Genomic DNA, 21,020 nt, shown 5'->3' with positions numbered 1-21,020 from the left:
GGTTTGGTACATAAACATGGATAAATTTATCGTAAATATTATTCATCGTCCCGAGATGGTGCCGGAGTACGCAGAGAAAGTGACCGGACACGGGAAAGAGGAAGATATCGGAAGAAAGTCTCTTCTCACAGAGTCTCTTGATATCTTTAAATTCCAGCAGGAAACTGCGCATAAGAACGGACTTAAGACGACGATCCAGATGACATATGCATCTCTCTTTAATGAAGAGGCGATTCAGATCGCGAAGGAAGATCACGAGAAATACGGGGATGAGATCGCGCTGTCGCTTCTGGGGCTTCCGTGCACGGAATTCCGTGAGAAATATAAGACGAAAGATTTCTGCATCTGGATGTTCTCCATGGAGGATAAGAAATCGATCGTGGACGATGTATTCGGAAAATTCTACGACACATTCGGCTTCTATCCGGAGTCAACCGGTTCCTACTATATGGACGCGGAGCTGACGAACTACATCAAGGAGAAATATCCGTCCGTAAAGTGTGAGATCGCGACCTGTTGGGAAGAAGGACCGAAGGCGTACCACACGTGCAACAATTCGTGGTACACGCTGTTCGACGGCGGCCCGTGGAACCCGTGGATCCCGTCAAAGCAGAACACACACGCGCCGGCGGCGAATGAGGCGGAGGACAGCGGCGTGGTGGCGATCCCACATCTCTCCCGTGACCTGCTGGCATGTTACGACGGGAACGGATCCAACTTCGGAACCCATCCCCAGAACGTGCTGCGCGGAATGATCTATGATACAAAGACATGGGAGTATCCGTATCTGTACAACCTCATCGACCAGTACCGCGCACTTGAGAAATATAACAACGGTTATGCCTACAATATGATGTTCGTAGGACCGGGCTGGCTCAATAAGATGGGACGCTGGGAAGCTCCGTACGAACTCCTCAAAAAGTCCTATGAGGACGGCATGGCATATTACGGGCAGCTCAAAAAAGAAGGCAAACTCGTCGATATGACAATGGCGGAGTTCGCGGATCATTACCGTCAGAAAAAGACTTATACGGAACCGGAGTGCGCGCTGTGGAGAGATATCCTCTACGGATCGGATAAACAGGTCTTCTGGTACTGCGATCCGTATATGAGAGCCTGCGTCAATATGGATCAGGGCGGCGCGATCGTAGATCTGCGGCCCTATGCGGCGAAGCTTAAATGGGAAGTCGGAATCGGGACAAAACATGTGCAGGACGCGTCTTATCCGTTCCTGATCCAGGAGAAATACAGAGCCGGATACTTCACGCATTACGCAGGTGAAGGAACCGTGCGCAGCGCGAAACTTACCCACAACGGCGAAGAAGTGGATCTGTGCCTGTGCCGCACGAAAGCGCATTTCTCGGAAGAAGAAATGGAGGGCGGCAGGAAAAAGAGGATCCTTACCCTTGATCCGGTGGAGATTGAGTTCGCGGATCTGACAGTGAAGCTTCAGACACGGGTGATCTTTGCGGAGGGCGAATCCGATATTCAGATTGAGAGAAATATACTGGAGATGAGCGATCCGTCCGCCAAAGTCGAACTGAACGAATACATGGTCGCATGTTACGGAACAACTGAATATCCGGAGGATATGACGGGCATTACTCTTGCCTGCACGAAGGTGGGAGAAGAGAAGACTATCCGCTATGAATATAAGTGCAGGGAAGCTGATCTGGAAGGAGCAGACAGCGTCAGTGCAGTGATCCCTGAGATTGAGACAAAGGTGTCCATGAGCATGGATAAAAAAGAGGCGAAAGGCTACGTCCGCGAGGGCTATGCATTCTCACCGATGTTTACGCTGGGATATACGACAGAAGTTTCTGATAAGGAGGTAGTGTCCACATGGCTCAAGCTGGAAAAGGCAGATTAAATTACCGCTGTCCGATGTGTTTTATGAGAGATCTTGATATCGATATGTTCTATGATAAGGATAAGGACGAATATTACTGCATCCGCTGCCAGTATGTCGGGAATGAGGAGGATGTTCTTAAGAGAAATGAAGTCATCCGGATGAAATACGGCGCAATGATGAGGCGATATAAGATGGAAGATTTCTAAATCTGTGATTTTATGAGACAAAAGTGCGTCCCGGGCATCTTGGGAAAAATGCCCGGGGCGCACTTTGTTGCGGAAACATTTTGAGCTGTTTCAAAATTTTACATTTTTTAAAGAGTAATAAGAAAAGGAGACTGATTGATGTTAGGAGGACATTTGCTCCATGGCGGAGATTATAATCCGGAGCAGTGGCTTGACTGCCCGGAGATCTTAGAAGAAGATATCAGACTGATGAAAGAAGCAGGCGTCAACTGCGTGACACTGGGAGTGTTCTCATGGGCGGTACTTGAGCCGGAAGAGGGAGTCTATGACTTTGACTGGCTTGAAGAGATAATCGACAATCTGGGCGATGCGGGGATTCAGGTAATCCTCGCGACGCCGTCAGGAGCCATGCCCCACTGGATGACGCAGAAGTATCCAGAGGTGATGCAGGTGCGCGCCGACGGCCGGAGAAATCTGCCCGGAAAGAGGCACAATTTCTGCTATACTTCTCCGGTGATGCAGGAAAAGACAAGGGCTGTTGACGAGGCGCTCTCACGGCGGTTCGGCAGGAAGGAAAATGTGATCCTCTGGCACCTCTCCAACGAGCTGGCGGGAAACTTCGGAGACGGAGCCTGTCATTGCAGTCTGTGCCAGAGCGCTTTCAGAGAGTGGCTGAAAGAAAAATACGGTACGCTGGATGCGCTGAACCACGCGTGGTGGGGACGATTCTGGAGCCATGTATATACGGACTGGGAGCAGATCCACAGCCCCGCGCCCCACGGAGAGACGACTGTGACCGGACTGGAGCTTGACTGGCGCAGATTTGTCACGGATCAGATCAGTGATTTCTGCGGTATGGAGCGGCGCGCGGTGGCAAAACACTCGGATCTTCCGGCAACTACGAACTTTATGGATACATTTAAGAACATCGATTACAACAGGCTGCAGAAGGAGCTGGACGTTGTGTCGTGGGATAATTATCCGTTCTGGCACAAAGAGAAAGATGAAGTACCCGTGGCGGTTCAGTCAGCATTTAACCACAGTATGATGCGCGCCATGAAGAAGAAACCGTTCCTTCTGATGGAGAGCGCGCCTTCTGTGATCAACTGGAGAAATAATAATCCGGTGAAGCGTCCGGGAATGCATATGCTCTCCTCCATGCAGGCGGTGGCACACGGGTCGGACTCTGTCCAGTACTTCCAGTGGAGAAAAGGCCGCGGCTCTTATGAGAAGTTTCACGGCGCCGTGCTGGATCACAAGAACAGGAGTGATACGCGGACATTCCGCGAAGTGGCGGAAGTCGGGAAGCGGCTGCCGGGTCTGGAGAAGATCCTTGACGGAACGGTAAACCGTCCGGAAGCTGCGGTTATCTTTGACTGGGCAAACTGGTGGGCTGTGGAGGATACGACCGGTCCCAGACTGGATCTGGATTACCCGAAGTATGTCATGGAACATTACCGTGCGTTCTGGGAGCAGGGCATCGAGGCGGATATTGTAGATATGGATGCGGATCTCAGCGGTTACAGGCTCGTATCCGCGCCTCTTAACTATATGTACAAGGCGGGATGGCCGGAGAAAGTCCGTGCGTTCGTTGAAAGCGGGGGTACGTTTGTCACCACATTTTTCAGCGGCATGGCGGACGAAACGGATCTGTGCTTTACCGGGCAGCATCCGTTGGAGGATGTGCTGGGTATCGTTCAGGAGGAGATCGACGCTCCATCGCAAGAATTTGAAAATCAATTCGCATATAACGGCACGGAGTATCCGGCGCGTCGGATGTGCGAGATCGACCACGCGAAAGAAGGGACGGAAGTGCTCTCTTCCTATGAGAGAGATTTCTATGCGGGATGTCCGGTGGTGACGCACAATACATTCGGAAAAGGAGCGGCGTATTATCTGGCGGCGGAGTCCGACACGGAGTTCCTGCGGGCATTTTACAGGGATGTGTTCGGAAGCACCGGTTTAAAGAATGCGCTGGGGACAGAACTGCCTTACGGCGTGACAGTGACAAAGCGGACATGTGCGGATCCGGCTCTGGCAGACGGAGCTGCGGAGAAAACCGGGTACGGGGACGTCGTATTTGTGATGAACTTCAGGAATGAGCCGGTCTGTGTGGACGGCATCGGAAAATGGACGGATGCCGAGAACGGGGCGGTCTGTGAAGGAAAGCTGGAACTGGAAGCATTTCAGTGCGCGGTGCTTGTGGAACAGGACAAATGAGATAATTGATTTTGCCCGTCAGAGCTGCTGAACCGATTCCGGTACTGGACGAATCAGCAGGAATCGTGTATAATACTGTGCGTCAAATGACATCAGAAGAAACAAAAAGACAAGAGGGAATACCATGGATCAGAATAAGATAAAACGGATCAACGAGCTGTACCGCAAATCGAAAGCCGAAGGGCTGACCGATGCGGAGAGGAAAGAGCAGAAGATTCTCCGGCAGGAATATCTGGAGCTGGTAAAGAGAAATCTTCGCTCCCAGCTCAACAATATCGATATCGAAGAAAAAGACGGAACGGTTGTGAATCTCGGTGAAAAATACGGAAGCCAAGAAGGAAATTAGGGCACAGGCATTAGCAAGGAGAGCAGCCATGTCTCCCGGTCGGAGAGAAGAACTTTCCCGGGAGATGGCGGGGCTGCTCTTTTCGTGCCCTCTTTACATAAACGCAAAGAAAGTGTTCTGCTATGTGTCCTTCCGGGATGAAGCAGAAACCTTTCACATTCTGGAAGAGTCGCTGCGGCGCGGAAAAAGGACGGCGGTGCCGAAGGTTCTGGGGAAGAGAGAAATGGAGTTCTATTACATACAGAACCTTGATCAGCTCACTCCCGGAACATTCGGGATTCCCGAACCGGCAGGCCCTCCGGCAGAAGAAGCGGTTCCGGATGAGGATACTCTGATCATCATGCCCGGGGCCGCCTTCGACTGCCGGGGAAACCGCCTCGGTTATGGCGGAGGCTACTACGATACGTATCTGTCACGCTTTCCGCTCTGCCGGAGGGCAGCCCTCTGCTTTCCGGAGCAGCTCATTCCATCCGTCCCCGCAGAGCCATCAGATATCCCCGCAGAGATTATTATTACAGGAAAGGAGATCATCGAATGTTTACCGGACTGCCAAAAGATCCGATGATTCTTCTGAGCGTTGTGAATACAAAACTCAGAGATTTTTATCACTCCCTGGACGAGATGTGCGAAGATATGCAGATCGACCGGGAGGAGCTCACAGAAAAACTTTCATCGATTGATTATGAATATGATGCACAGAGAAATCAGTTTGTATAGAGAAAGAAAGGAAAACACTTAGGGAAATGTTTAACGAACTTAATTTCGATAGAATTGATCTGACTGCAGAGCCCCCGGCAGAGGAGCCTGCAAGACAGTATTATTTTATGGCAAAATGCCGGGAGTGGGTCAGTGATTTTCAGAAAAAGAACGAACGCCTGCCGAAAGCCTGCGTCGTAAATATGGGATGCCAGATGAACGCCAGAGATTCGGAAAAGCTTGCCGGCATCCTGGAACAGGTGGGCTATACGGAAGAAACCGACGAACAGAAGGCGGATTTCGTCATCTACAACACCTGTACCGTCCGGGAAAACGCAAACCAGAAAGTTTACGGACATCTGGGACAGTTAAGCCGCACAAAGAAGAAGAATCCGGACATGAAGATTGCGCTCTGCGGATGTATGATGCAGGAGCCGGAAGTGGTAGAGAAGCTGAAAAAAAGCTACCGCTTTGTGGATCTCATTTTCGGTACCCACAACATTTACAAATTTGCCGAACTTCTGTATGTCTGCCTGCAGTCGCCGGGACGCATGGTTATTGACATCTGGAAAGACACGGATAAGATCGTGGAAGATCTCCCGAGCGAACGGAAATATTCCTTCAAATCCGGGGTAAACATCATGTTCGGCTGCAACAATTTCTGCAGCTACTGCATTGTCCCCTATGTGAGAGGGCGGGAGAGAAGCCGGGATCCCCGCGCCATTATCCGGGAAATCGAGCGGCTTGTGGCTGACGGCGTGGTGGAGGTCATGCTCCTGGGCCAGAATGTCAACTCCTACGGAAAGACTTTTGATTCGCCCATGAGCTTTGCCCGGCTTCTTCAGGAGATCGAGAAGATCGAAGGTCTGGAACGGATCCGTTTTATGACCTCCCATCCCAAGGATCTCTCCGACGAGCTGATCGAAGTTATGGGAAGCTCGAAAAAGATCTGTCCCCATCTGCATCTTCCCATGCAGTCGGGAAGTACCAGGATTCTGGAGAAGATGAACCGGAGATACACCAAAGAGCACTATCTGGATCTTGTGGAGAAAATACGCCGGGCTGTTCCGGGGATTTCCCTGACAACGGATATCATTGTGGGATTTCCGGGTGAGACCGAGGAGGATTTCCAGGAGACGCTGGACGTGGTCAGAAAAGTCCGGTTCGACAGCGCATTTACGTTCATCTACTCCAAACGGACAGGCACGCCGGCGGCAGCTATGCCGGACCAGGTGCCGGAAGATGTGGTAAAGGACCGTTTTGACCGGCTTCTGAAAGAAGTCCAGGAGATCGCCTCTGAAGTCTGCGCCGTCCATCAGGGAACCGTGCAGGCTGTCCTTGTGGAGAGCGTAAACGACCATGATCCGCAGCTGATGACGGGGCGCCTCGGAAACAATCTTCTCGTCCATTTTCCGGGAGACGAATCCCTGATCGGAAAGATTGTGAAGGTCCGTCTGGACGAATGCCGGGGATTCTATTATCTCGGTGAGGCTGTTGATATGGATTGTAAGTGAAAATTCCTGCTGATGAAATTTTCCCAGGTAATAGAATTATCCATCAATAAATAAAAAAGAAATTTTTCCATCAATAAAAAGAAGAAAAACTGCCCAAACTATCTATAGTCAGAGAACTGCGCATTGCAGGGTTTCCTGTGATACGTCAGTCCTCCACATCATAGACAGGAGAGGGCGTTTTTTGTGAGAAAGGTTAGCGAGTACTTGTTTCTGGGCGCACTGGGCGGCACGATCTACTACGGGTTCGAGATGATTTTCCGCGGATTCTCCCACTGGACCATGTTTCTGCTGGGAGGGATCTGCCTGATTTTCTGTGCCCAGCAGGGCATATGGACGCACTGGACGGCGCCGCTGTGGAAGCAGGTGCTCTGGTGCGTCACATTTGTGACCGCCGGCGAATTTATTACAGGAATCATTGTCAACCGCATTCTGCACTGGAATGTCTGGGATTACTCGGGGCTGCCCTTTCAACTGATGGGACAGATCTGCCTGCCTTTTGCCATTATTTTTTCCGGGCTCTGTGCAGTCGGAATCCTCATGAGCGGCTTCATTCTGCACTACGTTTACCGGGAAGAAAAACCTGGGTTTCATGTACTTTAATTTCTTTTGTTGAACTGGATTTTCAAAAATGTTATACTGTTTTGAAGGGGCTTTTTTGCCCTTCCAAGATTATTTCACAGAAAAAGGAGTAGGAATGTGGCTGAATTAACACCAATGATGAAACAGTATATGGAGACAAAATCACAGTATCCGGACTGCATTCTCTTTTATAGACTGGGCGATTTCTATGAGATGTTCTTCGACGACGCACTCACAGCGTCGAGGGAGCTGGAGATCACACTCACCGGGAAAAACTGCGGCCAGGAGGAGCGCGCGCCCATGTGCGGCGTACCCTATCACGCCGTGGAGGGATATCTGAACCGGCTGGTTTCCAAAGGATACAAGGTGGCAATCTGTGAACAGCTGGAGGATCCCAAGACAGCAAAAGGGCTTGTAAAGCGGGATGTGGTACGTATCGTGACGCCGGGGACCAACGTGGATCCGCAGGCTCTGGACGAGACAAAGAACAATTATATCATGTGTATCGTCTACATTGCGGACCGCTATGGCGTATCCATTGCAGACATCACCACAGGAGACTATTTCGTGACAGAGATACCGGACAGTTCCAAACTGATGGATGAGATATACAAATTCTCTCCATCCGAGATCATCTGCAACGAGGCGTTCTATATGAGCGGAATGGATCTGGACGGTCTCAGGGACCGGCTGGGAATCACGATCTATTCTCTGGACTCCTGGTATTTTGACGATGATATCTGCCGGCAGAAGCTTCTGGAACATTTCCATGTCCGGGACTTCAAGGGACTCGGGCTGGAGGATTATGACTGCGGGATCATCAGCGCCGGCGCCCTGCTTACATACCTGCTCGAGACACAGAAGAACTCCCTGTCCAACCTGACCCACATCACACCGTATGCCGCGGGAAAATATATGATGCTGGACAGTTCCACCCGGAGGAATCTGGAGCTGTGCGAGACGCTGCGTGAGAAGCAGAAGAGGGGATCCCTCCTCTGGGTTCTGGACAAGACGAAAACAGCCATGGGCGCAAGGACTCTGCGCAAATATGTGGAGCAGCCCCTGATCGACAAGGCGGAGATCATCCGTCGGCTGGATGCCGTGGAGGAGCTGAAAAACCAGGCTATTTCCCGGGAGGAGATCCGGGAATACCTGACTCCGGTCTACGATCTGGAGCGGCTGATCACAAAGATCACCTACGGATCCGCCAATCCCCGGGATCTGACGGCTTTTAAGACTTCCCTGGAAATGCTCCCCCACATCCGCTGTATTCTGGAGGAGATGCAGACGCCTCTGCTCCGGGAGATTTATAAGGACCTGGATGCCCTTACGGATCTGTGCGATCTGGTCACCCGCGCCATCCGCGATGAACCGCCCCTCGCCATGAAGGAAGGAAATATCATCAAGGACGGCTACAACGAGGAAGTGGACAAACTCCGCCGCGCCAAATCCGACGGAAAGGACTGGCTGGCAAAACTAGAAAATGACGAGCGGGAGAAAACCGGAATCAAAAATCTGCGGGTCAAATACAACAAAGTATTCGGCTACTACCTGGAAGTGACAAACTCCTACAAATCCATGGTGCCCGATTATTATATGAGAAAACAGACGCTCGCCAATGCGGAGAGATACATCACGCCGGAACTCAAGGAGCTGGAGGATATGATCCTTGGGGCGGAAGACAAGCTCTATGCCCTGGAGTACGACCTCTACTGCGAAGTCCGGGATACCATTGCCGCTCAGGTGGAGCGGATCCAGCGCACAGCACGGGCGGTCGCGGGGCTGGACGTATTCGCCTCCCTGGCTCTGGTCGCGGAGCGGAACAACTATGTCCGCCCGAAGATTAACGAAAAAGGAGTGATCAACATCAAAGAGGGACGTCATCCTGTGGTAGAGAGGATGATTCCCAACGACATGTTCATTGCAAACGACACGTATCTTGATGATAAAAAGAACCGGATCTCCATTATCACCGGCCCCAACATGGCAGGAAAATCCACCTACATGCGCCAGACCGCGCTGATTGCCCTGATGGCGCAGATCGGCTCCTTTGTCCCCGCGTCAAGCGCGGATATCGGTCTGTCCGACCGTATCTTTACGAGAGTGGGAGCTTCCGATGACCTGGCATCCGGCCAGAGTACTTTCATGGTGGAGATGACGGAGGTTGCCAACATCCTGAGAAATGCGACCTCAAAAAGCCTTCTTATCCTGGATGAGATCGGAAGAGGAACCAGTACCTTTGACGGTCTTTCCATTGCCTGGGCGGTTGTGGAATATATCAGTGACAGCCGTCTTCTGGGAGCCAAGACCCTCTTTGCCACCCACTACCATGAACTGACCGAGCTGGAGGGAAAGATCGACAATGTAAACAACTACTGTATCGCCGTCAAGGAAAAAGGCGATGATATCGTATTCCTGCGCAAGATCGTCAAAGGCGGGGCGGACAAGAGCTACGGAATCCAGGTTGCAAAACTGGCAGGGGTTCCCGATCTGGTGATCGAGCGCGCCAAGGAGATCGTTCAGGAGTTAAGCGACGCTGACGTCACTGCCAGAGTCAGCGAGATCGCATCCAAAGAACGGGTCGTAAAGAAAAAACATAAAGTGAAAAAATATGACGAGGTGGATATCGCGCAGATGTCCCTCTTCGACACTGTTAAGGATGACGATGTCCTGGAGGAACTCAAAAACATTGATGTGGGCAACCTTACGCCCATCGAGGCGCTCAACACCATCTACCGGCTGCAGAACAAACTGAAGAACCGCTGGTAGTACAGCTATAACACAAAAAGGAGACAGTTATGCCGCATATTCAGGTACTGGATCAGGTTACAATCGATAAAATCGCGGCCGGGGAAGTGATCGAACGCCCGGCCTCCATTGTCAAGGAACTTGTGGAGAACGCCATCGATGCAGGGGCGTCCTCTGTTACCGTAGAGATTCGGGACGGTGGGATTTCTTTTATCCGGATTACGGACAACGGATGTGGAATTGCCTCTGACGAGGTGCGAAGTGCATTCCTCCGCCATTCGACGAGCAAAATCCACAGCGTGGAGGACCTTTCTCATATTTCCTCTCTGGGATTCCGAGGGGAAGCACTCTCCAGCATTGCAGCCGTTACGCAGACAGAGCTGATTACAAAGACGGCGGATGCCGAAACAGGCACCCGCTACGTCATCGAAGGGGGAAAAGAAGTATCCCTGGAGGAAACCGGCGCGCCCAACGGGACCACGTTTCTTGTAAGACAGCTTTTCTACAATGTCCCGGCGAGAAGAAAGTTTCTGAAAACTCCCATGACGGAGGCAGGGCATGTCCAGGATCTTCTCATCCACCTGGCCCTTTCCCACCCGGAGGTTTCCCTTCTTTTTAAAAACAACGGGCAGGAAAAACTGCGCACCTCGGGAAACGGAAAGTTAAAAGACGTCATTTATAACGTCTACGGCAGGGATGTGGCTGCCAATCTCCTGGAGATTGACTATGAGAAAAACGGTCTTCGCATCCGCGGCTATCTGGGCAAGCCCATCATTACCCGGGGCAACCGCAATTTTGAAAACTTTTTTGTAAACGGAAGATATGTAAAGAGCGGGATGATCTCAAAATCGCTGGAGGACGCCTATAAAGATTTTACCATGCAGCACAAATTTCCCTTTGCCGTTCTCCACTTCTCGGTGAACGGGGAGGAGATTGACATCAACGTCCATCCCACCAAGATGGAGCTGCGTTTCCAGAAGCAGCAGGATGTCTATAACGCAGTCTTTGAAGGGGTTCACAGGACGCTTCTCGAACCGGAGCTGATCCAGCGCGCGGAAGTCCCGGATCCTGTGTCCGGTCCGGCTCCCGCGCCCGGGGATACCGCGGCAGATGCGTCCGGAAGAACAGGAAACACAGGAAGCCCCTTTCTGCTGCGACCCAGACAGCCGCAGCAGACACCGGCACAGCCGTCACAGACACAGCAGATGCAGGCGCAGGCGCAGCCTCAGCCGGAATCGTCTTATCCCAGTCAGATTCGGGAGGAGCCTGCGGCCTACCGGACCGGCGGGGCAGCGGATAATGCGGCTCCCGTGAATCCTGCCCGTTCCACAGAACCGGAAGTCCGTGATGAAGACTATTTCATCCGCAAGATGCGGGAGAGAGTCATGGCTTACCACGAGCGCAAATCCGCCGCGGAGGTTTCCGCCCGGAATGAGATTCACGGACAGAAAGAAGTCGTCCTTCCGGTTCACCAGGAGGAGGACGGAGCTGATCCGGTTCGCCGGGAAGAGGACGGGACTGATCCGATTCGCCCGGAGGAGAACCGGACCGATCCGGCTCCTTCAGAAGCGCCGCGGCAGATGGATTTATTCGAAGAAAACTTTCTCAAACGGGACGTGCGGGCAGAATACCGTCTGATCGGACAGGTATTTGACACATACTGGCTCGTCCAGTTCCAGGACAGTCTCTATATCATCGACCAGCATGCCGCCCACGAGAGAGTTCTGTATGAGAAGACACTGCGGGGAATGAAGACGAGAGAGTTTACCTCCCAGTATCTGAGTCCCCCGATTATCCTGACACTGTCCATGCAGGAGGCCCAGGTCCTTACCGAGCATATGGACCGTTTCTCGCGGATCGGCTTTGAGATCGAGCCTTTTGGAGGAGATGAGTTCGCCGTCCGCGCGGTTCCGGACAACCTCTTCGGCATTGCAAAGAAAGAGCTCTTACTCGAGATGATCGACGAGCTCTCCGACGGGCTCACCACATCCATGACGCCGGATCTGATCGACGAGAAAGTTGCATCCATGTCATGCAAGGCTGCGGTAAAGGGCAACAACAGGCTCTCCGCGGCAGAAGTGGACGCCCTGATCGGGGAACTTCTGACCCTGGACAATCCCTATCACTGTCCTCACGGCAGACCGACGATTATTGCCATGACAAAACGGGAACTGGAGAAAAAATTCAAGAGGATTGTATGATGAAACAGCCACTGATTATACTGACAGGGCCGACCGCGGCCGGAAAAACAGACACTTCCATCGCCCTGGCCAAAGCCGTGGACGGAGAGATTATTTCCGCGGATTCCATGCAGGTATACCGGCATATGGATATCGGATCGGCGAAGATCCGGCCGGAGGAGATGGACGGGATTCCCCATCATCTCATCGATGTTCTGGAACCGGAGGAGGACTTTAATGTGGTGCGTTTCCAGGAACTGGCAAAGCGCGCCATCCGCGAGATCTGCAGTAAGGGGAAAATTCCCATTCTTGTAGGCGGAACCGGGTTTTACATCCAGGCAGTTCTGTATGACATTGACTTTACGGAGAACGACGGCGACATGTCCTACCGGGCCTTCCTTGAAGAGACCGCCCGCAGGGAGGGCGCCGAATATCTTCACGGGATGCTTGAAAAAGTTGATCCGGAAGCTGCGGAGCAGATCCATGCCCATAACGTAAAGAAAGTGATACGTGCCCTGGAATTCCACCATCAGACCGGGCAGAAAATCTCGGAACACAACGCCCGGGAGCGGGAGAAAACTTCTGTTTATAATTCTGCTTATTTTGTGCTGACCCAGGACCGCTCCGTTCTCTACGAAAAGATTGACCGGCGGGTGGACCAGATGATGGAAGCGGGGCTGCTGGACGAGGTCCGCGCTTTAAAAGCCAGAGGACTGGACAAAAACTGCGTGTCCATGCAGGGGCTCGGGTACAAGGAGATTCTCGCTTATCTGGACGGAGCGTATTCTCTGGATGAGGCAGTGCGCATTATCAAACGGGATACCCGGCATTTTGCAAAGCGGCAGCTCACATGGTTCCGCAGAGAAAAAGATGTGATCTGGATCGACAAGACCGGCTCCGTCTCTGCGGAGGAGATCGTAGAGCGGCAGATTCTGCCCGTCCTGCATAAACGCAATATAACGGGCTCTTTTTCCGGGACACAAAAGGACGTTTCATAACAAGCGGTCACGGAAATATTACAGATAAGAATTTCAATATATTTACAACATATCACAGAGGAAACAGATATTATGGAAACGAAGAGAAACACAGAAATGAAAGAAATCTACAACAGTCTTGGCATTTCTCCCGAAGTCTGGGAGCTGGGACAGGAGACCGAGAAGGCCCTTTCCGAAAGATTCCGGGAATTTGACGAGACGGCGGAATATAACCAGCTCAAGGTGATCCATGCCATGCAGGAGAACCGGGTCAGCGAGGGATGCTTTAATTATGCCAGCGGATACGGCTACAGCGACCAGGGACGAGACACCCTGGAGAAGGTATACGCCTCGGCGTTCCACACGGAGGCGGCTCTTGTGCGTCCCCAGATCACCTGCGGGACCCACGCCCTTGCCATCGCCCTGGCTGCAAACCTGCGCCCGGGAGATGAGCTTCTTTCCCCGGTGGGCAAGCCTTATGATACTCTGGAAGAGGTGATCGGGATCCGTCCTTCAAACGGATCCCTGGCAGAATACGGCGTCACCTACCGTCAGGTGGAGCTTCTCCCCGACGGATACTTCGACTATCCCGCTATCGAAGCGGCCTTAAACGAGCGGACAAAGCTTGTCACTATCCAGCGTTCCAAAGGATACCAGACCCGTCCGAGCTACTCCGTGGAGAAGATCGGCGAGCTGATCGCATTTATCAAGGAACGTCGTCCGGATGTGATCTGCATGGTAGACAACTGTTACGGCGAATTTGTAGAGCGCATCGAGCCCAGTGATGTGGGCGCGGACATGATCGTGGGCTCCCTGATCAAGAATCCGGGAGGCGGACTTGCCCCCATCGGAGGCTATATTGCCGGAAGAGAAGATCTGATTGAAAACTGTGCCTACCGTCTGACTTCCCCGGGACTGGGAAGAGAGGTTGGCGCTTCGCTGGGGGTCATGCAGTCCTTCTATCAGGGATTCTTCCTGGCGCCTACAGTGGTGGCCTCCGCTTTGAAAGGAGCCGTCTTTGCAGCAAATATTTATGAAAAGCTGGGCTTTCCGGTCATCCCGGACGGCAGGGAATCCCGTCATGATATCATCCAGGCAGTGACTCTCGGCTCCCCGGAAGCAGTGATCGCTTTCTGTCAGGGAATCCAGGCTGCTGCCCCTGTTGACAGCTACGTTACGCCGGAGCCGTGGGCGATGCCGGGCTATGACAGCGACGTGATCATGGCAGCAGGCGCGTTTGTGCAGGGTTCTTCCATCGAGCTGAGCGCCGACGGTCCCATCAAGCCGCCCTATGCCGTCTATTTCCAGGGGGGACTTACCTGGTACCACGCAAAACTTGGGATTCTCAAATCCCTGCAGTGCATGATCGACGCGGGAGTTATCGATATCCGGAAGATCCGTCAGTAATCCGTTAAAAAAAAGACAGGAGTCAGATTATGAGAACAGTTACTGTTGTCGGAGGCGGAGCCTCCGGTATGATGGCAGCCATCACAGCGGCGGAATGCGGAGTGAGGGTGATCCTTCTCGAACACAATGCAAGAGTGGGAAAGAAGATCCTCTCCACCGGGAACGGCCGCTGCAACTTCACCAACATCCACCAGGAGTCCCTCTGTTACCGGTCGGAGGATCCGCTTTTTCCCTGGGGGATTATTCAGAAGTTCAGTGCCCAGGATACCATTGCATTTTTTCTGAAGCTGGGCATATATTCCAAAAACAGGAACGGATACCTTTACCCCAATTCCGACCAGGCGTCCGCAGTACTGGACGTGCTTCGCATGGAGCTTTCCCGTCTCAATGTGGATGTGCGCACAGAACAGGAGTGCCTGGAGATCCGTCCGGTGCATCCGTCCCGGGGAAAACATTCATCGCAGGAAGATTCTGCGGGCTTTTCCGTGCGAACAGATAAGGAGTCATTTTTCACCGACCGGGTCATTCTCTGTGCCGGTTCCAAAGCCGCTCCTTCCTCCGGATCGGACGGGTCCGGATACTCCCTTGCAAAAAAGCTGGGACATCATCTGATCCCTGTGCTTCCGGCTCTTGTACAGCTCAGATGCAGAGAAAATTTCTTCAAAAGCATTGCCGGTGTCCGGGCAGACGGAAAAGTGTCCGTCTTTGCCGGGGAGGAACTTCTGGCTTCGGACCGCGGGGAAATCCAGCTGACCGATTACGGGATCTCCGGAATACCGGTATTCCAGGTGAGCCGTTTCGTATCCCGCGCCCTTTACGAAAAAGAAGAGGTGACTGTCCGGCTTGATTTCATGCCGGATCATACGCAGGAACAATTTGCGCAGTTTTTAAAGAGCCGCATCCGCATGCGCCCGGATAAAACACTGGAGCAGTTTTTCACCGGTCTGTTCCACAAGAAGCTCTCTGACCTGTGGATCCGCCTCTCCGGGATCCCCCGCACAAAGACGGTGGAGAAGCTGACAGAGGATGAGATCGAAACCCTTGTCCGCCTGGTCAAACAGTTCCGCGTAACCGTCCTGCGCACCAATTCCTTCGAGCAGGCGCAGGTCTGCTGCGGCGGAGTGGACACCGCGGAAGTGAACCCGGATACGCTGGAATCCCTGCTTGTCCCCGGTCTGTACTTTGCCGGCGAGATCCTCGACGTGGACGGCATGTGCGGAGGATACAACCTGCAGTGGGCATGGTCCAGCGGACACCGGGCAGGAGAGGAGGCAGCCCATGCTTAGAATCAGTCAGCTCAAGCTCCCGGCGGAGCACACGGAGGAACAGCTCCGCAAAAAAATCGTGAAAACACTTCATATAAACAGCGGCGACCTGACCTGCATCCGGATCCGCAAACGCTCCCTGGACGCCCGGAAAAAGCCGGAGCTGTTCTATGTCTATACCGTGGATGTGGAAGTGAAAAATGAACCGGCTGTAAAAAAGAGGGCAGGAGAGAAGGTCAGTATTGTAAAAGATATCCCCTATTCCGCACCGGAACATGGCACGGAAGACGGAGAGGGGATCACTGCCGTGATCGGAAGCGGTCCTGCCGGACTGTTCTGCGCCTACCTGCTGGCCAGGGAAGGATACTGCCCCGTTGTGATTGAGCGGGGAGCCCCGGTTCAGGAACGCCGGGCGGATGTGGAGAAATTCTGGGAGACGGGCGTTCTCAATCCTGCATCCAACGTACAGTTCGGAGAGGGAGGCGCAGGCACTTTTTCTGACGGCAAGCTGAACACACTGGTCAAGGATTCCCGCGGCCGGAACCGGTTCGTACTGGAGACCTTTGTCGCTTTCGGCGCGCCTCCGGAAATTCTTTATGACCAGAAACCGCACATCGGCACGGATATCCTGATCCAGGTGGTGGAGGCAATGCGCAGGGAGATCATCCGCCTGGGCGGTACCTTCCGCTTTCACAGCCAGGTCACGGACATTCTTCCCGAAGAGCAGTTCCTGGTCATCAACGGAACCGAAAAGGTCCGGGCCCGGGCAGCAGTCCTGGCTGTCGGGCACAGTGCGCGGGATACCTTTGAAATGCTGCACCGCCGCGGATTCCCCATGGAACCCAAGGCTTTCGCTGTGGGCGTGCGCGTGGAGCATCCCCAGAGCCTGATCGACCACTCCCAGTACGGGCGCGCAGAACGGGGAAATCTGCCGGCAGCCGCCTATAAACTGACGGAACACACGAAGAGCGGGAGAGGAGTCTACACCTTCTGTATGTGTCCCGGAGGCTATGTGGTAAACGCTTCCTCCGAAGAACACCGGCTTGCAGTCAACGGCATGAGCTATCATGACCGGGCAGGAGTAAATGCCAACAGCGCGGTAATCGTCACCGTGACACCGGAAGATTACGGAGCAGACGGTCCCCTCGCCGGAGTGAGCTTTCAGCGCGCCCTGGAGGAGCGGGCATGGAAGGCGGGAAATGGAAACGTACCGGTCCAGCGCTTTGAAGATTTCCGGGAAAACCGGATCAGCACCTCTTTCGGGCACATTCATCCCTGCATCAAAGGCTCATATACTTTCGGCGATGTGAGAGGTATCTTTCCGCCGGAACTTGCGGAATCACTGGAGGAAGGGATCACCGCCATGGACCGGAAGATCCACGGCTTTGCCGACGATGACGCCCTGCTGTCCGGTGTGGAGAGCCGGACTTCCTCCCCGGTTCGGATTCTGCGAAATGAAAACTTCACCTCCGAAATTTCCTGGATCTATCCCTGCGGCGAGGGCGCCGGATACGCCGGCGGAATCACCTCGGCGGCGATGGACGGACTGAAGACGGCGGAGGCGGTGATCCGGAGATTTTGCATATAGAGAAGGACATCAGATATCGGATCCGTCCAGCCATGCACAAAGCCCGACCGCGCTCCGCACGCCCGGGCTTTACGGCTGCGCCGTATGCCCCCAAAACAGAATCTCCGGATATATGCGAGCATATATCCGGCGTTCTGTTTTGGGGGCGCATGGCTTTTTTCACAAAAAATTAAGATTCGTTCTCTATACATGTCTTTTATTCTGTGCTAAAATTAATCGTTGTATTGTTTCGTCGCAGTGATAAAATAGAATATGAAGAGCAATACGATCAAGGAAATGTACCGCGAAGAGCGGCCTTATGAAAAATGTGAAGAGTATGGAGCGGAGAATCTCACGGATGTGGAACTGTTGGCGGTTCTTCTTCGGACCGGAACAAGAGGCGAGAATTCGATACAGCTCGCCCAGCGGCTTCTGCACACAGGTTTCACCGGGGAGGGCGTGCTAAGCCTCCACAAGTGGAACCGGGAAAGTCTGATGCAGGTGAAAGGAATCGGGAAAGTGAAAGCTGTCCAGATCCTCTGTCTGGCAGAGCTTTCCAAGAGAATGGCGAAAGCCGCAGCATCGGAGGGGCTTAATTTTTCCGCGCCTGAGACAATTGCCCGCTACTATATGGAAGATCTGCGCCACAGGGACAGGGAGGTTCTCAGACTTCTTCTCCTCAATGCAAAGGCACGGCTGATCGGGGAGAGCGACGTTTCTACCGGTACGGTGGATATGGCGCTGATTTCGCCGCGTGAACTTTTTGTGGAGGCGCTGCAGCGGGGCGCGGTCTTTATTATCCTGCTGCACAATCATCCAAGCGGAGATCCCACACCGAGCAAAGAGGATGTTCTCATCACGCGCCGGGTGCTTGAAGCCGGACGGCTGATCGGCGTGGAGCTGCTGGATCATATTGTAATCGGGGATAACTGTTTTGTCAGCATGAGGGAAAAGGGCTTTTTGAACACAGGGCCCGACAAGTAGTTTCTAAGGGGATGGAATCAGATTTATGGCCAGGAATGTTTACGGACTGGATTTGGGAACATATGAAATAAAGATATTTGACAAAAAAAAGGACAGTATATGGCGGGAAAAGAACGTAATCGCCATGAAGGACAAAAGGTATATTTTTTCCGTAGGCGACGAAGCCTATGAGATGTATGAGAAAGCGCCGGACAATATCCAGGTGGTTTTTCCGATGAAGAACGGGGTGATCGCTCATTTCGACGATATGCAGTATCTTCTGGGAACACTGCTGAAGACGGACCGGCACTTTGTGCGCGGATCCGAATATGTGATCGCTGTACCCACAGATGTGACCGAGGTGGAAAAGAAAGCTTTTTATGATCTTGTCTTCCACTCGGAGGCACGGGCGAAATCCGTGCGCATCGTGGAGAGAGGACTGGCGGACGCCATCGGTTTCGGCATCGATATCATGAATGAAAAGGGCGTCTTTATCGCTAATTTCGGGGGCGGGACGACAGAGCTTTCCGTTCTTTCTTCCGGCGGTATGGTAATGAACCGCCTGGTCAAGACGGGCGGGGAGCATTTTGACTCTGCCATCGCCGGACTGGTGCGGCACAACAGGGATTTTCTGATCGGAAGGCTTACGGCAGAACGGCTCCGGCGGGAATTCGGAGTGTTTGACCAGTCTACGGACAGCAGGCTTACCGTTGCAGGAAGAGATCTGATCACCGGCGTTCCCTCACAGACGGACGTTCCCATCAGTCTTGTGCGCGCCGCCATGAAGGAGCCGCTGGAGGACTGTGTCCACGCGATCAGATCCATGCTTGACCGGACTCCTCCTGATGTAAGGAGAGGAATAGAGGCAAACGGGATCTGCCTGACCGGCGGCATCGGCAATCTGAAGGGGCTGTCTACATACCTGGAAGAGAGCATCGGACTTCCGGTGTTGACAGTGCCATCCCCTGAACTCTGTGTTGTCAGGGGGCTGCAGAAAATTATTCAGAACAAAACATATTACAGGCGTCTGACCTATTCCATGTTGGACGAAGATTACAGGTGGTTGAGATAATATGAAAAAGAAAAATCAGAAATCCGTCGTAAACAGATATATCCTGATCGGTCTTTCTGTTTTCTGCATTTTTATGATGGTTTTGTCCTCATTTTCAGACCGGGTCGGAGGCCCGTTCCGGGCTGTTGCAAATGTCACGGTCATTCCCCTTCAGCAGGGGATTAACCAGATCGGCATCTGGCTGAGTGATATTACGGAGAACTTTGCTACCATGCAGGACTTGCGGGCAGAGAATGAACAGCTTCAGGAGCAGGTGGACAGCCTGATCTCGGAAAATAATTACCTCCAGGAGCAGCAGTATGAATATGAGCGTCTTCAGGAGCTCTATAAGCTGGACCAGAATTACGCAGACTATGAAAAGACCGCGGCCCATGTAATCGGCAGTGACTCCAACAACTGGTTCAGCACCTTTACGATTGACAAGGGAAGCAATGACGGTATTGAGGTAGATATGAATGTAATGGCCGGAAGCGGCCTTGTCGGAATTGTCGTTGATGTGGGGCCTACCTGGGCGAAAGTCCGCTCCATCATTGACGATTCCAGCAATGTCAGCGGTATGGTTCTGTCCACATCGGACCGCTGTATCGTCAGCGGCGATCTCTCGCTTATGAGCGAGGGGCAGATCCGCTTTGAACAGATGGAGAACAACGATAATACGGTTGCAGTAGGCGATCAGATCGTCACATCATATATCAGTGACAAGTATCTGCAGGGAATCCTGATCGGATATGTCAGTGAAGTCAATGTAGATTCCAATAACCTGACCCGTTCCGGTTATATTATTCCGGCGGTGGACTTCAAGAACATCCAGGAGGTACTCGTCATCACCACAACCAAGGCGGAGCTTACCGGTGAAGGGACCTCCGGCGATGCTTCAGGAGAATAGGAGAGGAGCTTTTCATGAAAGCATTAAAAATCAAGCGGTTCGCTGTGACCGCCGTCATTCTTCTTACCGCCTATTTGCTCCAGTGTACGGTGTTTTCCTTCCTGGAGCTGGCGGGAATCCGGCCCAACCTGCTGATTATTGTCACAGCTGCTTTCGGATTTATGAGAGGATCCCGTGAGGGGATGCTGGTCGGATTTTTTTCCGGCCTGTTCGTCGATATCCAGTTCGGGGATATAATCGGCTTCTATGCCCTGATTTATCTGCTGATCGGATTTATCAACGGTCTGTTTGAGCAGATGTACTTTGATGAGGATATCAAACTTCCCCTCTTTCTGATTGTTATCAGTGAGTTTATCTATGGGGTTGTTATTTATTTTCTTGAGTTCCTTTTGAGAAGTGATTTCAATTTTCTGTATTACTTAAACAGGATTATCCTGCCGGAGCTCATCTACACTTTGGTGATAACACTCGGGCTTTATCCGTTGATCCTTTTTATCAACCAGAAGCTTGAAGCAGAAGAAAAAAGGAGTGCAAGCAAATTTGTTTAGAGAAATTTTAGACCG

18 protein-coding genes are annotated in these 21,020 nt (G+C 52.5%); all 18 read left to right on the top strand.

Going from position 1 to position 21,020, the window contains the following annotated elements; all coding sequences use genetic code 11:
* The first annotated feature begins 16 nt into the window (after positions 1-16).
* The 18 genes from B5F07_RS11825 (at position 17) to mreD (ending at position 21,005) form a co-directional block, all read left to right on the top strand.
* Complete coding sequence (locus tag B5F07_RS11825) at positions 17-1,870, top strand: hypothetical protein (RefSeq protein ID WP_087161491.1); 1,854 nt, start codon at positions 17-19, stop codon at positions 1,868-1,870.
* Positions 1,843-2,058, top strand: a complete 216-nt coding sequence (locus B5F07_RS11820) for a hypothetical protein (RefSeq protein ID WP_087161490.1) — start codon at positions 1,843-1,845, stop codon at positions 2,056-2,058. Before B5F07_RS11825 ends, B5F07_RS11820 begins: the two co-directional genes overlap by 28 nt.
* Before the next feature lie 138 nt (positions 2,059-2,196).
* Positions 2,197-4,257 (top strand): beta-galactosidase, encoded by a 2,061-nt coding sequence (locus tag B5F07_RS11815; protein WP_087161489.1) that lies wholly within the window; start codon positions 2,197-2,199, stop codon positions 4,255-4,257.
* A 124-nt stretch (positions 4,258-4,381) separates the two neighbouring features.
* Complete coding sequence (locus tag B5F07_RS11810) at positions 4,382-4,603, top strand: DUF896 domain-containing protein (RefSeq protein WP_087161488.1); 222 nt, start codon at positions 4,382-4,384, stop codon at positions 4,601-4,603.
* A 28-nt stretch (positions 4,604-4,631) separates the two neighbouring features.
* Positions 4,632-5,168: a 5-formyltetrahydrofolate cyclo-ligase gene (locus B5F07_RS11805; RefSeq protein ID WP_087161487.1), complete on the top strand. Its 537-nt coding sequence runs from the start codon at positions 4,632-4,634 to the stop codon at positions 5,166-5,168.
* The gene (locus B5F07_RS11800; RefSeq protein ID WP_087161486.1) at positions 5,138-5,320 is read left to right on the top strand and encodes a DUF4250 domain-containing protein; all 183 of its coding nucleotides are present in this window, start codon (positions 5,138-5,140) and stop codon (positions 5,318-5,320) included. Before B5F07_RS11805 ends, B5F07_RS11800 begins: the two co-directional genes overlap by 31 nt.
* A 26-nt stretch (positions 5,321-5,346) precedes the next feature.
* Complete coding sequence (gene miaB / locus B5F07_RS11795; RefSeq protein WP_087161485.1) at positions 5,347-6,813, top strand: tRNA (N6-isopentenyl adenosine(37)-C2)-methylthiotransferase MiaB; 1,467 nt, start codon at positions 5,347-5,349, stop codon at positions 6,811-6,813.
* Between the two features lie 183 nt (positions 6,814-6,996).
* Positions 6,997-7,413 (top strand): putative ABC transporter permease, encoded by a 417-nt coding sequence (locus B5F07_RS11790; protein ID WP_087161484.1) that lies wholly within the window; start codon positions 6,997-6,999, stop codon positions 7,411-7,413.
* A gap of 96 nt (positions 7,414-7,509) precedes the next feature.
* Positions 7,510-10,161 (top strand): DNA mismatch repair protein MutS, encoded by a 2,652-nt coding sequence (gene mutS / locus B5F07_RS11785; RefSeq protein WP_330397802.1) that lies wholly within the window; start codon positions 7,510-7,512, stop codon positions 10,159-10,161.
* Between the two features lie 29 nt (positions 10,162-10,190).
* Entirely contained in the window at positions 10,191-12,341 is a 2,151-nt protein-coding gene (gene mutL, locus B5F07_RS11780) for a DNA mismatch repair endonuclease MutL (protein WP_087161482.1), read from the top strand.
* Positions 12,341-13,318, top strand: coding sequence for a tRNA (adenosine(37)-N6)-dimethylallyltransferase MiaA (miaA, locus tag B5F07_RS11775; RefSeq protein ID WP_087161481.1), 978 nt, complete (start codon positions 12,341-12,343; stop codon positions 13,316-13,318). Before mutL ends, miaA begins: the two co-directional genes overlap by 1 nt.
* 72 nt (positions 13,319-13,390) lie before the next feature.
* Complete coding sequence (locus B5F07_RS11770; RefSeq protein WP_087161480.1) at positions 13,391-14,704, top strand: methionine gamma-lyase family protein; 1,314 nt, start codon at positions 13,391-13,393, stop codon at positions 14,702-14,704.
* A 29-nt stretch (positions 14,705-14,733) separates the two neighbouring features.
* Positions 14,734-15,990: an NAD(P)/FAD-dependent oxidoreductase gene (locus tag B5F07_RS11765; protein ID WP_087161479.1), complete on the top strand. Its 1,257-nt coding sequence runs from the start codon at positions 14,734-14,736 to the stop codon at positions 15,988-15,990.
* The gene (locus tag B5F07_RS11760) at positions 15,983-17,557 is read left to right on the top strand and encodes an NAD(P)/FAD-dependent oxidoreductase (protein WP_087161478.1); all 1,575 of its coding nucleotides are present in this window, start codon (positions 15,983-15,985) and stop codon (positions 17,555-17,557) included. Before B5F07_RS11765 ends, B5F07_RS11760 begins: the two co-directional genes overlap by 8 nt.
* 252 nt (positions 17,558-17,809) lie before the next feature.
* Entirely contained in the window at positions 17,810-18,520 is a 711-nt protein-coding gene (gene radC / locus B5F07_RS11755; protein ID WP_087161477.1) for a RadC family protein, read from the top strand.
* 25 nt (positions 18,521-18,545) lie between these two features.
* Positions 18,546-19,571 carry a rod shape-determining protein gene (locus B5F07_RS11750; RefSeq protein WP_087161476.1) on the top strand — a complete coding sequence of 342 codons (1,026 nt, stop codon included), beginning with the start codon at positions 18,546-18,548 and terminating at the stop codon, positions 19,569-19,571.
* A 1-nt stretch (position 19,572) separates the two neighbouring features.
* Positions 19,573-20,457, top strand: coding sequence for a rod shape-determining protein MreC (mreC, locus tag B5F07_RS11745; RefSeq protein ID WP_087161475.1), 885 nt, complete (start codon positions 19,573-19,575; stop codon positions 20,455-20,457).
* A 14-nt stretch (positions 20,458-20,471) separates the two neighbouring features.
* The gene (mreD, locus tag B5F07_RS11740) at positions 20,472-21,005 is read left to right on the top strand and encodes a rod shape-determining protein MreD (RefSeq protein ID WP_087161474.1); all 534 of its coding nucleotides are present in this window, start codon (positions 20,472-20,474) and stop codon (positions 21,003-21,005) included.
* Positions 21,006-21,020: the final 15 nt, after the last annotated feature.

This window comes from Lachnoclostridium sp. An169 (genome assembly GCF_002160525.1).
In the GTDB taxonomy this organism is placed as follows: domain Bacteria; phylum Bacillota; class Clostridia; order Lachnospirales; family Lachnospiraceae; genus Mediterraneibacter; species Mediterraneibacter cottocaccae.
This window is presented reverse-complemented; position numbering and strand designations above follow the sequence as displayed.